Annotated in this window: 12 protein-coding genes; 10 read left to right on the top strand and 2 right to left on the bottom strand. The window is 44.4% G+C overall.

The window, feature by feature from the left end:
- The 6 genes from FHS86_RS17540 to FHS86_RS17515 all read left to right on the top strand — a co-directional run bounded on the left by FHS86_RS17540 (position 1) and on the right by FHS86_RS17515 (position 7,418).
- Positions 1–1,377 (top strand): DUF5723 family protein, encoded by a 1,377-nt coding sequence (locus FHS86_RS17540; RefSeq protein ID WP_429416838.1) that lies wholly within the window; start codon positions 1–3, stop codon positions 1,375–1,377.
- 426 nt (positions 1,378–1,803) lie between these two features.
- Positions 1,804–3,309 (top strand): 2-isopropylmalate synthase, encoded by a 1,506-nt coding sequence (locus FHS86_RS17535; RefSeq protein ID WP_429416836.1) that lies wholly within the window; start codon positions 1,804–1,806, stop codon positions 3,307–3,309.
- A 19-nt stretch (positions 3,310–3,328) separates the two neighbouring features.
- The gene (gene leuC / locus FHS86_RS17530) at positions 3,329–4,720 is read left to right on the top strand and encodes a 3-isopropylmalate dehydratase large subunit (RefSeq protein WP_429416833.1); all 1,392 of its coding nucleotides are present in this window, start codon (positions 3,329–3,331) and stop codon (positions 4,718–4,720) included.
- 96 nt (positions 4,721–4,816) lie between these two features.
- Positions 4,817–5,047 (top strand): four helix bundle protein, encoded by a 231-nt coding sequence (locus FHS86_RS17525; RefSeq protein WP_429416830.1) that lies wholly within the window; start codon positions 4,817–4,819, stop codon positions 5,045–5,047.
- A 152-nt stretch (positions 5,048–5,199) separates the two neighbouring features.
- Positions 5,200–5,790, top strand: coding sequence for a 3-isopropylmalate dehydratase small subunit (leuD, locus tag FHS86_RS17520; protein WP_429416827.1), 591 nt, complete (start codon positions 5,200–5,202; stop codon positions 5,788–5,790).
- A gap of 101 nt (positions 5,791–5,891) precedes the next feature.
- A complete protein-coding gene (locus FHS86_RS17515; RefSeq protein ID WP_429416824.1) occupies positions 5,892–7,418 on the top strand; it encodes an alpha-isopropylmalate synthase regulatory domain-containing protein in 1,527 nt (508 codons plus the stop codon).
- 106 nt (positions 7,419–7,524) lie between these two features.
- Here FHS86_RS17515 and FHS86_RS17510 read toward each other — a convergent pair whose 3' ends face one another.
- Both FHS86_RS17510 and FHS86_RS17505 read right to left on the bottom strand, forming a co-directional pair.
- Complete coding sequence (locus tag FHS86_RS17510) at positions 7,525–8,655, bottom strand: DUF6588 family protein (protein WP_429416822.1); 1,131 nt, start codon at positions 8,653–8,655, stop codon at positions 7,525–7,527.
- A 93-nt stretch (positions 8,656–8,748) separates the two neighbouring features.
- Entirely contained in the window at positions 8,749–9,690 is a 942-nt protein-coding gene (locus FHS86_RS17505; protein ID WP_429416820.1) for a hypothetical protein, read from the bottom strand.
- Between the two features lie 184 nt (positions 9,691–9,874).
- On the opposite strand from FHS86_RS17505, the gene FHS86_RS17500 reads away from it, so the two are divergent.
- From FHS86_RS17500 to FHS86_RS17485, 4 genes are all read left to right on the top strand, one after another.
- Positions 9,875–12,013, top strand: a complete 2,139-nt coding sequence (locus tag FHS86_RS17500; RefSeq protein ID WP_429416817.1) for a S9 family peptidase — start codon at positions 9,875–9,877, stop codon at positions 12,011–12,013.
- 247 nt (positions 12,014–12,260) lie between these two features.
- Positions 12,261–13,331, top strand: a complete 1,071-nt coding sequence (gene leuB / locus FHS86_RS17495; RefSeq protein ID WP_429416814.1) for a 3-isopropylmalate dehydrogenase — start codon at positions 12,261–12,263, stop codon at positions 13,329–13,331.
- Between the two features lie 160 nt (positions 13,332–13,491).
- On the top strand, positions 13,492–14,766 hold the full coding sequence (locus FHS86_RS17490) for a sensor histidine kinase (protein WP_429416812.1): 1,275 nt from the start codon (positions 13,492–13,494) through the stop codon (positions 14,764–14,766).
- Between the two features lie 58 nt (positions 14,767–14,824).
- On the top strand, positions 14,825–15,379 hold the full coding sequence (locus FHS86_RS17485; protein ID WP_429416809.1) for a hypothetical protein: 555 nt from the start codon (positions 14,825–14,827) through the stop codon (positions 15,377–15,379).
- Positions 15,380–15,429 lie beyond the last annotated feature (50 nt).

The raw sequence follows: 15,429 nt of genomic DNA, 5'->3' as shown, positions 1-15,429 counted from the left end.
ATGAAGAAAAATAACATAAACTACTTACTCCTTGCCTTTGTACTGCTCTTTTCGATCATTGCAAAGGGCCAGGACAACAACATGTTTTACCACATGGAAAACATGCCGCAGGCCTACGATCTGAACCCTGCCAACCTGCATGATGGTTCCAAAATCATATTTTCGTTACCCGGTTTAACCCGCTACAATGTGGGGATTAACAGCACCTTCTCCATCGACAAGGTAGCCAGCAAACAGGGAAATGATCTGCTGATTGATCTGGATAAATTTTACAACAACATCCCCGATCAGAATTTTCTCAGTCAGAGTTTCAGCATGCCCCTGCTGAATTTCCAACTCAGAACCAACGACCAGGTATTCAGCTTTTCGGTTAACGAACGGGAATTGCTACGCATGGGTTTTGAAAAAAACCTGATAGGTTTTCTCAACAGCGGAAATGCCGCCTATGTTGGATCGACCTTTAGCACCAACCTTGATATGAATATGCTTCATTACCGGGAATACAATCTGGGCTATACCCGAAAAGTCATTGATAACTTAACAGCGGGAATTCGCATCAAACTACTTACAGGTTTTGCAGCAGTAAATACCGGTGTTTCAAAATTTTCAATTACCACCGACTCGAATATGGAGTACATCGAGATCGCTACCGAAGGAGATTACAACATCAGCATCCCAATGGTAGCGCCGCAAACAAATGGTAATTTATTCGACGTTGTCAGTACCGAAGGCGAACTCGATCCCATTGGCTATGCGCTCAACTTTTCAAATATGGGGGTCGGTATCGATCTGGGAGTCAATTACCAGCTCACGCCCGAAATTGAACTATCGGCCAGTGTGCTCGATCTCGGAACCATCGGTTGGAAGAGCAACCTTACGCACCTTACCCATGGCGGAAGCTTTAAATGGGAAGGCCTTGATTTCTCCAACTCAATCGATGAGAACGATCCCAACTATGTACCCTTCGATGAACAAATCACCAAGCTGGAGGAAGACATCACCAACAGCCTGAACATGAAAGCCACCGCCGATGAGTTTTCAACGACCTTGCCAACGCGCATTTATGTCGGCGGTCAGTACAAGGTAAACGAAATGTTTACGGCCGGCCTGGTCGACCAGCTCATGCTGTACGATGGCATACTCACCAACGCGGTCACCCTTTCGGGAAATGCGCTGTTTCTGAATGCAATCAGTGTGTCAGCCAGCTATTCCATCATCGGCAACTCCTATACCAATTTGGGACTGGGTGCTGCCTTTAAGGCCGGACCGGTACAGTTTTTCATCGCTACCGACAACCTGCTGGCCATTACCAGTCCGCTTTCAGCCCAACACATGAACGCAAGCTTTGGCTTTAACTTCATGCTTGGTCAGAAATAAATAAACGGAAGTACATAAAAAAAGGCCTGCATACAGCTTGCAGGCCTTTTTTATGGGATGAAATAGTCAAAATTGTTAAATGAAAGTAGGAAGCGCCGAACATTACTGACTACCATTTGTTAAACTGCTGTGTTAATTATTTGAGCCAACTGCTTAACATTTATAAATAAAACAGGCCTTTTATTTTCATTTTTAAAAAATATTGCCATATTTGCACGAAATAATTAAGAAACATGATCAGCAGCATTTACATATCATTCATTAACCTACTAGGCATTCTAATTCTCGTTCAACAACGATGAGAGTGGTATGGATATGTAAAAGCATAAAAATATTGTAAGGCCATTCTCAGACACAGGGAATGGCTTTTTTAATGTAGATAAATTAAGTAGAACATGCCGTAACAACGGCCCAAAAGACGAAATCATGAGCGACAGGTTGTACATTTTCGACACCACATTGCGCGACGGAGAACAGGTTCCCGGTTGCCAGTTAAACACTATTGAAAAAATAGAAGTGGCAAAAGCACTCGAGGAACTAGGCGTTGACGTAATCGAAGCCGGTTTCCCCATATCGAGTCCGGGCGATTTCAATTCGGTCGTCGAAATATCCAAGGCAGTTACCTGGCCAACCATTTGTGCATTAACGCGTGCAGTTGAGAAAGACATTGATGTGGCGGCCGATGCACTTAAATATGCAAAAAAAGGCAGAATCCATACCGGAATTGGTACCTCACCCTATCACATCAAATACAAACTCAACTCCAACCAGGACGAGATTGTTGAAAGGGCTGTAGCGGCTGTAAAATATGCCAGGCGCTATGTCGAAGACGTTGAGTTTTACGCCGAAGATGCCGGCCGTACCGACAATGTTTACCTTGCCAGAGTAGTTGAAGCGGTAATTAAAGCCGGAGCCACTGTGGTAAATATTCCCGATACTACCGGTTACACCATGCCCCACGAGTTTGGTGAAAAAATCAGGTTTCTGATGGAAAATGTGAAGGGAGTGCACAAGGCCATCCTCTCAACCCATTGCCACAACGACCTGGGAATGGCAACCGCCAACTCGGTAAGCGGCATTCTGAATGGTGCCCGCCAGGTGGAAGTGACCATCAACGGAATTGGCGAACGCGCCGGAAATACCTCGCTCGAAGAAGTGGTAATGACTTTTAAAAGCCGTGAAAAAGAACTGGGTATTGAAACCAACATCAACACCAAGCACATTTACAAAACAAGCCGGCTGGTATCGAGCCTGATGAACATGCCCGTGCAACCCAACAAAGCCATTGTCGGCCGCAATGCCTTTGCCCACTCATCGGGGATTCATCAGGATGGTGTGTTGAAAAACCGCGAAAATTACGAAATCATCGATCCCAACGATGTAGGCATCAACGAATCATCGATTTTGCTTACTGCCCGCAGCGGACGTGCAGCGCTCAAACACCACCTGAGCAATCTCGGCCTCAATTTATCAAAAGAAAAACTCGAAGAAGTGTACGAGGAATTTTTGAAACTGGCCGATAAGAAAAAAGACATCAAGGAAGACGACCTGCTTATGCTGGCTGGTGAGGTCCGTCACGAAAACGACCGCATCAAACTGGATTATCTGCAGGTGATTTCGGGTAAATCGCTGGAACCCATGGCCAGTGTACGCCTGCTTATTGCCGGTGAAAAATTCAGTGCCTCATCAACAGGCAACGGCCCCGTTGATGCAGCCATCAATGCAGTGAAACAAATCATTACCCGCGAAGTTTCGCTCGAGGAATTTCTGATACAGGCCATCAACAAAGGAAGTGATGATTTTGGTAAAGTGCACATGACCATCAAACACGGCGAACGGAACTACAATGGTTTTGGAGCCCATACCGACATCATTACCGCTTCGGTGGAAGCCTTTATCGATGCCATCAATAAAATCACCACAGTGAAATAAATAAAAAAGAAACATACGAATGAAAACATTATTCGATAAAGTGTGGGATGCCCACGTAGTAAAGAAAGTTGAAGGCGGCCCGAGTGTATTGTACATCGACCGTCACTTTATTCATGAAGTAACAAGCCCGGTCGCTTTTCTGGGTTTAAAAAACAGGGGTTTGAAAGTGGCACGTCCCGATCAAACCACGGCCACCCCCGACCACAATGTACCAACCACCAACCAACACCTTTCAATAGTAGATGAACTCTCGCGTAATCAGGTTGAAAAGCTGAGAAGAAATTGCGAAGAACATGGCATCACCCATCACGGTCTGGGTAGCGAAGGTCACGGCGTAGTGCACATTATCGGTCCTGAACAGGGACTCACCCAGCCGGGCATGACCATCGTTTGTGGCGACAGCCACACATCAACCCACGGTGCTTTTGGAGCCGTTGCCTTTGGTATCGGAACCAGCGAGGTCGAAATGGTACTGGCCAGTCAGTGCATCATGCAACCCAAACCCAGGAAAATGCGCATTACCGTCGACGGTGAGCTCAAAGCAGGGGTAACAGCCAAGGACATCGTACTCTACATCATTTCAAAAATTTCAACCAGCGGCGGAACCGGCCATTTTGTTGAATTTGCCGGATCGGCCATCAGCAGTCTGAGCATGGAAGGCCGTATGACCGTTTGCAACATGAGTATCGAATGCGGCGCCCGCGGTGGCTTAATTGCCCCCGACCAAACTACTTTCGACTATGTGAAAGGCCGCCAGTTTGCGCCCAAAGGTGACGAATGGGAAAAAAAGCTCGCTGAATGGAAGGAACTGAAAACCGACGATGGTGCCGTTTTCGACACCGAATACACCTTCGATGCAGCCGACATTGAGCCCATGATCACCTATGGCACCAATCCCGGCATGGGCATTAAAATCAGTGAAAACATCCCAACCAGCGAAGGACTCACAGGCAACGACAAGGTCAGCTTCAAAAAGTCGCTCGAATACATGGGCTTTACCGAAGGAGAAGCCATTGCCGGAAAGCCGGTCGATTATGTTTTCCTTGGCAGCTGCACCAATGGCCGTATCGAAGATTTCAGAACCTTTGCCGCCTTTGTAAAAGGCAAAAAGAAAGCCGACAATGTAACTGCCTGGCTGGTTCCCGGATCAGTGGCTGTTGAAAAACAGGTTCGCGCCGAAGGACTCGACAAGATTCTTGAAGAAGCAGGTTTCGAATTGCGCCAGCCCGGATGTTCAGCCTGTCTGGCCATGAACCCCGATAAAATTCCGGCAGGAAAATATGCAGTTTCGACCACCAACCGGAACTTTGAAGGACGCCAGGGCCCCAAGGCACGTACCCTGCTTGCCTCTCCGCTGGTAGCAGCAGCCTGCGCCATAACAGGAACGGTTACCAACCCGAATAATTTATAAATTATTATTGACTATTTATTATTTCTCGCTAAAAGCAGTATAATGCCTGATTAAAGTGATTGATTTAAATAGCTAATGATTTCTAAATGAAATAAGTTGAATAAACAGGAACTGAATATAAGAACTTACCAATTTGCCCGCCGATGCATAAAACTGGCAATATCACTTCCTTCTGACAAACTGGGAAGACATATTGAAGGGCAACTCATCAGATGTTCTACATCTGTTCCTGCGAACTACCGTGCAGCTTTAGTTGCACAATCTAAAGCAGCTTTTATAGCTAAATTATCGATAGTAATCGAAGGGCTATGTGGCTTAAATTGGTAATTGATGAAGGATTATTGCCAAAAGAAAAAGTTGAGCCACTATTGAAAGAGGCAAAAGAATTGACAGCCATTTTTATTAGTTCACGAAAAACCTTGAACACCGGCTCAAATAATAAATCATAATTAATAAATAATAAATAATAAATTAAAGTCATGCCAATAGATAAATTTACCACACTGAAAAGTACAGCCGTACCATTACCCATCGAGAACGTCGACACCGACCAGATCATCCCTGCCCGTTTCTTAAAAGCCGTTGAACGCAAGGGCTTTGGCGAAAACCTGTTTCGCGACTGGCGCTACCTCGATGGCGACACTCCCAATCCCGATTTTGTAATGAACCAGAACCAATACACCGGTTCAATTCTTGTGGGAGGAAAAAATTTTGGTAGCGGATCGAGCCGCGAACATGCAGCCTGGGCCATTTACGATGCAGGTTTCAAAGTAGTGGTATCGAGCTTTTTTGCCGATATCTTTAAAGGAAACGCATTGAACAACGGTCTTTTGCCTGTTCAGGTCTCACCCGAATATTTGGAAGAAATTTTCGAAACCATCGAAAAAGACAACAAGGCAAGCTTCACCGTTAACCTTGAAGAGCAAACTTTCACCAACAATTCGACGGGTTCGGTGTTTACTTTCGAAATAAACGCCTACAAAAAGGAATGTTTGCTCAATGGCTACGACGACATCGACTACCTGGTCAACATGAAAGATGAAATCGAAGCTTTTGAGAATGCCCGTTAAAAACGCTTCATCGTATTAGAGCGTAAAACACGCACAACTTGCCGGGGGCTCATTCCCGCCCCTGGCACAAGGCTAATAAATAAGGGAAGAGAAGGGAAGAAATGATGGACAACAAGCTGATAACAATCATGGACACCACCCTGCGCGATGGAGAACAAACCACCGGGGTGTCATTCAATTCAATGGAGAAACTAAGCATGGCACAAGTGCTGCTTAACGATTTGCGGGTCGACCGCATCGAGGTGGCATCAGCCAGGGTTTCCGAAGGCGAATTTAAAGGAGTACAGCGAATTACTGAATGGGCCCGCAAAAATGGACACATTGAAAAAATTGAAGTACTGGGCTTTGTCGACAACGGCGTTTCAATTGACTGGATTGTAGATTCAGGTGCCAGGGTACTCAATTTATTGCTGAAAGGATCTTACAAACATGTAACCGAACAGTTGCGTAAAACCCCCGAGGAACACCTGAAGGATGCCATCAGCAACATTGAACTGGCAACACAGAAGGGACTGAAAGTCAATGTTTATCTCGAAGACTGGTCGAATGGAATGCGCAACTCAAAAGATTATGTGCATTTTATGATTAAGGGACTTCAACACAGTGCCATTGAACGTTTTATGCTGCCCGACACCCTGGGCATACTCAATCCCGATGAAGCCTATGATTTTTGTAAGGAAATAATCGATGCTTATCCCGGGCTGAATTTCGACTTTCATGCCCACAACGATTACGACCTGGCCATTGCCAATGTTTACAATGCCCTCAAAGCAGGAATCCGCTGCGTACACACCACCATCAACGGTTTGGGCGAAAGGGCAGGCAACGCTCCCCTTTCGAGTGTAATCGCCACCATCAAAGATCATTTGCAGCTGACAACCAATGTTCAGGAGCATAAACTCAATACGGTAAGTAAACTGGTTGAAACCTTTTCGGGTGTGCGCATTCCAACCAACAAACCACTCATTGGTGAATTCGTTTTCACCCAGTGCAGCGGAGTTCATGCCGATGGCGACAATAAAAATGATCTCTACTTCAACGAGCTGCTCCCCGAACGCTTTGGACGTAAAAGAAAATATGCCCTGGGCAAAACATCGGGCAAGGCCAATATCAAGAAAAATCTTGAAGACCTGGGAATCAAACTCGATGCCGAATCGCTGAAGAAAGTAACGCAGCGGGTCATCGAACTGGGCGACAAAAAAGCTTCGGTAAGCGCCGAAGAGCTGCCTTACATCGTTTCCGACGTACTGCGCAATCAGTCGGTGGCCGAGGTTGTCACCATCGAGAACTTCACGGTGTCGATGGCCTACGGACTTAAACCGGTTTCGTCGCTGGCCATACGTTACAACAACAAGGTGTATGAAGAAACCGGCACCGGCGACGGTCAGTACGATGCCTTTATGAACGCGCTAAAAAAGATTTACAGGAAACTAAAAAAGCCCTTCCCGAAACTGATCGACTATGCGGTGACCATTCCCCCCGGCGGAAAAACCGATGCCCTGGTCGAAACGGTTATTATTTGGGAACTCGACCGGGAGTTCAGAACCCGCGGGCTTGATCCCGACCAAACCAATGCGGCCATCATTGCCACCATTAAAATGCTGAACCTGCTGGAAATGATGAAATAATGCCCGCAGCTGATTTTTAATGATTGCCGAAGCAAACAGCTCAACATAAAAAACGGCTGGCCGGATTAGCAAGCCGGTCAGCCGTTCTTGTTAAATTTAGTTTTACTTATTTCTTTAAAGCAAAGGTATACCCCAGATTAAGTCCGCCATAATGCAGATTATCTCCGTATGCATATTTCAATCCAAGATCAAAACCGCCGAAACTGAAATCGAGTGCCACACCACTTAACCAGGCACTTCTATCTACATTAATATCAATTAAATTATTGAGGGTATAATCCTCATCCACTTCAGGCATATCATTTTTCAAACTTACATACAATGAGCCTTCCGAGAGAAAAGCATAATTAGCTGAATGATACGATGTAAAAAGAGAAAGATCCAGCAGCCCAAGCTTCCTGGTGGCGAACAGTTCAAAATTATAGGCCGCTGTTTGATAAGTGAGCCCCGTCAGCTGATTGTCGATATTCAGCATTTCGTTTTCCACAGTCATTACATCGTTTAGCAAGGCATCGCTAATGCCGAAACCCAGATTCATTGAATGGTAAGCTGCGGCAACTGACAGTGAATAATTCCTGTCGCTTAAAAAAGGAAGCCAGTAAGCTACATCGTGCTTAATACCAAGCGCATAATTCATATCCTTTTCTATCGTAAAGTTTTCGTTCAACGAACCCGCAAGCGATTTGTACACGCCGGGAAGAATACCGAATGAAAATTCTGTTCCATAGCCCAAACCCAAACTGAGCCCGGGCAATAAGGCCGGGGCAGCGCCCATACCCAATCCAAGCCCTTCCATCACCGGAATAGTAAAACCAATCCGCTCACCACTAAATACATCATAAATGGGACGGCCGTCTTCATCAATGAAGAAGAACTGAAGTTCACCACCCGCTGAGCTGTTGAAGATATTCACGCCCTCGTTATAAAACGAAACATCATTGCCGACAATATCAAAATTTGGAGATGAAGAAAACCTTCCTCCCAATAGAGAAGGCACAATTGCTGCCCCACTCTTAAGTTGAAAAGCTACTTCCCACTGGTTTAAAACCGCACCTGAAAAATTCATGCCGCTTAAGTGAGCAATGCTCTGATTGCCTGTAAAATCACGTGTTGTAAAATAAAGGTATTCATTGAGTTTAACAGCCACTTCGTCCAGTTGATTTAAATATTTTGTTTGTGCAGCTACTACTTGTACTCCCAACAAGAATACTGCAAGTGCATAGATTGCTTTTCTCATATAGTTATTTTTTTTACTGTCAAAGGTGAAAAACACAACCTGGCTGGAGAAAAACTTGCTCCAGTGTGTCATTGTCCTTCGTCAAAAATGTGCTTAAAGTTTTTTTGTCAAAAAAAGATTACCCGTTTTACCACTTCCCGTGGTGAACTGTAGTTGCATTTTCTCAAAATCGGAATGCACTACCGTGAAGGTGTAGCCAAAAACCTCGGCAAAGTTGGTTTTTACCACTACCTTCCCGTCATCCTCTGCTTTTACAGTATACGATCCATAGTACTTTCCACCCTGCATCTGCCCCAGGTAATCACTTTCATCGGGGCTCATCAAACTGCCCGGCTCGATGTACATCTTATCCACTTTCTGAAAGGTAAAAACATCATCAACAAAATATTTGAAATCATCATCGTCGGTGAGGGGATTATCGTTGTGATCTAAAATCTTCTCTACGACCCATGACTTTGTCGGAATTTCATTAACCGGGTTTTCATCAATGTCATCAAGGCATAAATGCAAATGAACAGGTGGTGTATTAACCTCTATACTAAAGAAATAAACATCGTCATAATACTTACTTTTTACACGAAAACTTCCTAATATTCCTCCATCGATTACACTTTCTTCTTCACCAATGAATTCATGATCCTTATAGGTGCCGGTTGCAGCCGGAGTGCCCCAATTCGACCACCCGTCATTTCTCCTCAAATCAAAAACAAACTCAAGTTCGCTATAACCAATGTAAGCTGCATCATCAACTGCCTCAATGCTTTCATTATATTCATCACCCAAGCCTTCTATTTCAGTTTTTCCTTTTTCATGAGTATGATCTGTAAATGTTGATACGGTTCTTACAACAATTTTTCCGTCGGTATAAGTGTTGTTTGAATTTTTCAAAAAATCTTCCTGATTTTGGAAAACACCAACGACAAACTCATTGTTTTCCAATTCCATTTCTACTATCTCATTTACATAATCATAACAGGAGTAGAACAAACCCGAAATCATTAATACCAATATTCCTAACCCTAGTTTTCGTTTCATAAATCATATTTTTGAATTGACGAATAGAATATCTTTTAAGACTTTTTTGTCTTTTTACTTAACACCAACGACATAAAGAAAGTTTTGTTAACTTGAAAAAAATTAATCGTAAAGACTTTCATCATTGTACTAACAGCAGCTTTGCTTACTTTTATCAACTGTAGTTAAACCAAATCATTAGAAAATGAAGAAGCAGCTTGTTTTATTGGCCCTGGTATTTCTTGTTAGTATGGGCGGAATTGCTCAAAACAAATCATTTACCCTCGACGAGGTAATTCCCGGCGGTAAAAACTATCGTAATTTCATCCCTGATAACCTTTCGCAACTCCAATGGGCGGGTTCCGGAAATGTTTACACTTATGTAGAAAACGATGCGCTCATTGCTGTGAATGCACGAAATGGTAAAGAAAGCACTGTGCTTCATCTCGATGAGTTAAATGCGCTCTGCGAAACAACGCGCTCTTCCTTTCCACAATATGAATGGACCCAGGACCAACTGCTTTGCCTTCATTTAAAGGGGAAAAAAGTATTCATCGATGCAAAAAAGAAAAGCATCGCAAGAAGCATTTTCTTTCCTCCTGAAGCCGCGGATATCGATTTGGCCGCCAATGGAGAATATTTGGCTTACACTTTGGAGAACAACCTGTACATTGCAACTCCCGGTCTGGCGCGTGTTGCCGTTACCAACGATGTCGATAGAGACATAGTAAATGGTCAGACCTACCACCGCAACGAGTTTGGAATTTCAAAAGGCACATTCTGGTCGCCGGCTGCCAACTATCTTGCCTTTGCACGAAAGGACGAGCGCAAGGTTGGAGCTTATCCGCTGGTGAACATCGAAAGCCGTGAAGCTACCGTTGAAAACATCAAATACCCCATGGCCGGCATGGAAAGCGAGGAAGTAACCATCGGGGTATACAGTCCCTCGAAGGGAAGCGTGGTTTATTTGCAAACCGGTCAGCCAGCCGACCAGTACCTGACCAACCTGGCCTGGTCGCCCGACGAAGGTACAATTTATCTGGCGGTGCTGAATCGTGAGCAAAACCACATGCAACTGAATGCATACGAGGCAGAGACCGGCAAATTCATTGCGACTCTTTTCGATGAAAAAAGTACAAAATATGTCGAACCGCTCCATCCTCCCGTATTTGTTCCCGGTCAGGCCGATCGTTTTGTTTGGCAAAGCCAGCGCGACGGTCACCTGCACCTTTACCTGTACAATACACAGGGAGCGCTGCTAAAGCAACTCACCAGTGGTGCATGGGATGTAAGCGATTTTCAGGGTTTTACCTCCGATGGCAACTTCCTGTTTTATACCTCAACAGAGAAGAGCCCCATTGAAAGACACAGCTACCGTTTGAACCTGAATACCGGCGAAAAGCTTTGCCTCACTCCGGCTGAAGGAACGCACAGCACCTTGCCATCGCACGATGGGAGCTACCTTATTGACCAATACAGCTCACTGGAGGTACCTCGAAAAATCGAGCTTTTAACCATCAACGGCATGAAGTCACGCAATCTGCTCACCGCGGCCAATCCATACAGCGATTATGCCCTGGGAGAAACCAGTATTTTTACCATCAAGGCAGCCGACGACAGCACTGATTTATACTGCCGGATGATTACCCCACCCGCTTTTGATGCCTCAAAACAATACCCGGTGGTCGTTTATGTTTACGGTGGTCCGCATGCCCAGCTGGTGCACAAGCAATGGATGGGCGGTGCGCGCATGTGGCAGCATTACATGGCCCAGAAAGGCTACATCACATTTACGGTCGACAACCGTGGTTCGGCCGGACGTGGCCGTGATTTCGAACAAATCATTCACCGCAACCTGGGTAAGGCCGAAATGGCCGACCAGATGCGGGGCATCGACTACCTGAAAAGCCTTCCCTATGTTGATGAAAACCGCATAGGCCTGCATGGCTGGAGTTACGGGGGGTTCATGTGCATTTCGCTCATGACCCATCATCCCGGTACCTTTAAAGCCGGAGTTGCAGGTGGACCGGTTATCGACTGGAAATATTATGAAATCATGTACGGTGAACGCTACATGGACACACCGCAGGAAAATCCCGAAGGCTATGAAAACAGCAACCTGGCCAACAAGGCCAACCGCCTGCAGGACCGCCTGTTGATCATTCATGGTGCCATCGATCCGGTGGTGGTGTGGCAACACAGTCTGCAGTTTCTGCGTCAAAGTGTAAAAGCCGGTACCCAGCCCGATTATTTTGTATATCCGCGTCATGAACACAATGTGAGAGGAAGCGACCGCGTTCATCTGATGGACAAGGTGAGCCGCTATTTCGATGATTTTCTATAAGCAGAAGAAGGCAGTTGAAAGCAATAGAAAGCTGTTGAAGACAATTGAAAGCGGTTGGAGGCAGTTGGAGGCAGTTGTTTTCTACATTATTCAGAAATAATTTTTTCTGTGTTAATAAATGAAAGGGAAACAGGCTTTCTTTTTCTATTTCACTTGATATTTATTAAAATTGCACTCGTTTTAATTACAAATTAAAAGTTGTTGTTAATTATTCAATACAGATTATCAATCAAAACAGACAATAAAAATGGGCAAAACACTAAAAATAGCCGTATTGCCAGGTGACGGGATTGGTCCCGAAATAATTGAACAGGCATTGAAAGTGACCAAAGCAGTATGTGAGAAATTCGTTCATGAACTTCAATATAAAACAGCGCTCACCGGAGCAATAGCCATCGACGAGCTGGGCGACCCCTACCCCGAGGCAACCCATCAGCTTTGCATGGAAAGCGACGCCGTGCTTTTTGGAGCCATTGGTCATCCAAAATTCGACAACGATCCCACGGCGAAAGTACGCCCTGAGCAGGGTTTATTGCGTATGCGCAAACAGCTTGGTTTGTATGCCAACCTTCGTCCCGTTGAAACTTTTGAGTCACTGCTGCACAAATCACCGCTCCGAAAAGATCTGGTTGAAGGAGCTGATTTTATGTGTATCCGCGAGCTAACCGGTGGCATCTACTTCGGCGAAAAAGGACGCTCGGATGACGGGAATACCGCCTTCGACAATTGTGTTTACACACGGCCCGAGATTGAACGCATTCTGAAACTGGGTTTCGAGTATGCCATGAAACGCAATAAAAAACTGACCATCGTTGACAAGGCCAACGTATTGGAAACATCACGACTATGGCGTCAGATTGGTCAGGAAATGGCACCGCTGTACCCCGCGGTCGAAACCGAATTCATGTTTGTCGACAATGCAGCCATGAGAATCATTCAATGGCCCAAAAGCTTCGATGTGATGGTTACCGAAAACATGTTCGGCGACATTCTTACCGATGAAGCTTCGGTAATTACCGGCTCGCTCGGACTGTTGCCTTCAGCATCAATTGGTGTACACACCAGCGTGTTCGAACCCATCCATGGTTCCTATCCGCAGGCTGCCGGCAAAGACATTGCCAACCCGATTGCAACCGTACTTTCGGCTGCCATGATGTTCGAATATGCTTTCGATCTGAAAGAAGAAGGAGCACTGATTCGTGAGACCGTTAATGCCTCATTGGCCGAAGGAATTGTAACTGAAGACATTGCCGAAGGAAAAGCATATAAAACATCCGAAGTAGGCGATTGGCTGTACAATTACATTAAAAAGAAATAGTTTAAATAACAATCGCATTGTACCGCAAATTGTAGCTTTCACAGTTTGCGGTTTTTTTTTAATCCACAATTCATTTTACTTTAACTGTTTTACAGTATATTTATTTGCATTAAATAAACCCTTTAACCAAGCTATGAAATCCGACTTTCTAAAACAAAAAATGGATCAGACCAAGGATATGGCGCTGAACCGCATCCTGATAGTTCTGCTTTTTTTTATGGCCTTTGGCATCACAGTTTCCTTGTTAAGAGTACCCCAAACCGGTTTCAAATTTATTTACGGAGTACAGATTTTTTTGGCCCTGGTAATGGTCTTTCTGTATTTTCGGCGCAATCGCTTAAGCACGCTGCTAAAGGGGAGTATTTTTCTGATTGCCCTTTACGGAATGGGACTTAGCTCCTTGCTTTCATTTGGCTTGTACGGTTTTGGATATGCCTATTTTATTCCGGCTTCGGCCATCGCCTACCTTTACTTTAAGCACCGCATCGGATGGATTATTACTGCCTCCAGTCTGCTGATTCTCGTACTGACAGCAGTACTGTTTCATACCGAAATTCTATTCTTCCGTCCCGAAAATCCATTCTACATGGAATCTATCCCAATGTGGATGAATATGATCATAACGGTGCTGCTGATCGCCATTGTGATTACCATGTTCTGGAATAACCTGTACAGCCTTCTCAACAATACTTTTCTGCATATCTACCATCAGCAGAACGACATGAAAAAGATGAACGACGAGTTGATTGAAGCACGCGACAAAGCCTTGCAATCTGACCGGATGAAATCGTCTTTCTTACAAAATATCAGCCACGAAATCAGAACACCGCTCAACATCATTATTGGCTTTTCCGACATGATGGCCCAAACCAACGATCCGGATGAACATGCCGAATTCAATAAGGTCATTCGATCGAACAGCAACACCATGCTAAAAATTGTAAACGACATTGTTGACTTCTCCAAAATTGAAACCAATAATTTCAGCATCAACAAAACCAGCTTTAATGTGAAAGAGGCGCTTACTCAGCTTGAAAAGAACCTGATTATCGATGGTGACAAAAACATTCAGCTTGAAATCGGGAAACTCCCCATTGAACTTCACAACGACAAGGAAAGGTTTCAACAAATTATTGGCAATTTACTGGACAATGCCATTCGCTTTACTTCAGAAGGTAGTGTTCGGCTTCAATGTATCAAAAATGCCGGGCTGGTGCATTTCCGCATCAGCGATTCAGGAATTGGTATTAAGGAAGAAGAGCACCAAAAGATATTTGAACGTTTTTACCGGGTCGATCACTTTTCCGGCGGAGCAGGCTTGGGACTAAGTCTCAGTCAATCAATAGCCAGCTTCATGGGAGGAAAGGTCGAACTACTCAGCTCAGCCCCCGGTCAGGGATCTGTCTTTGAATTTTCTCTGCCATATGACAATTAAAATTGATCAATTCAAGGCTTGAATTGTTTATAATGTTTTGGAATCAATTCATTCAAACATGAAAAGCACGCTGATTATTTTTCTCTTTCTGTTACTTAGCGTTTTAACTTATCTGGGTTTTTACAATGCCTTTTATTCTCCAAAGATAAATACCGGAATAGATGGCGGTGAAATTATTGTTTATCAAACATCTAAGGGCCAGTATCACCTGACGGACTCACTCATGAAAATTGTTTTCAACGAAGTTTACGAAGTGAATAACATCGTTGTTAATAAAGGATTTAGTAAATTTTATAGTACACCTGATTATCGTGACAAACAGACCATCGGCTTTGATGCCGGTTGCATTGTTGAACCCGCCGACAGTTTAAAACTTTCGGCCATCGATGAAACATTCTCGATTACCAAGATAGAAAAAACACACTATCTGCTTAGTGAATTTCCGCTAAAAGGAAGAATGTCGATACTGATAGGTGCCCGGAAAGTATACCCGCAGCTTGATAAATATTGCAAAGAAAACGGCTATCGCATGGATGTACCCGTTTTTGAAATTTATGATCGGAAAGCTCAAAAAATCACCTATCGGAGAACACTGGTTAAAAATATTCAATGAGGATTAGAAATTTGAAGCAATAACTTACCTTTATCCCTCAGTTCTTACTT

Source organism: Roseimarinus sediminis (assembly GCF_050433125.1).
GTDB lineage: Bacteria > Bacteroidota > Bacteroidia > Bacteroidales > Prolixibacteraceae > Roseimarinus > Roseimarinus sediminis.
This window is presented reverse-complemented; position numbering and strand designations above follow the sequence as displayed.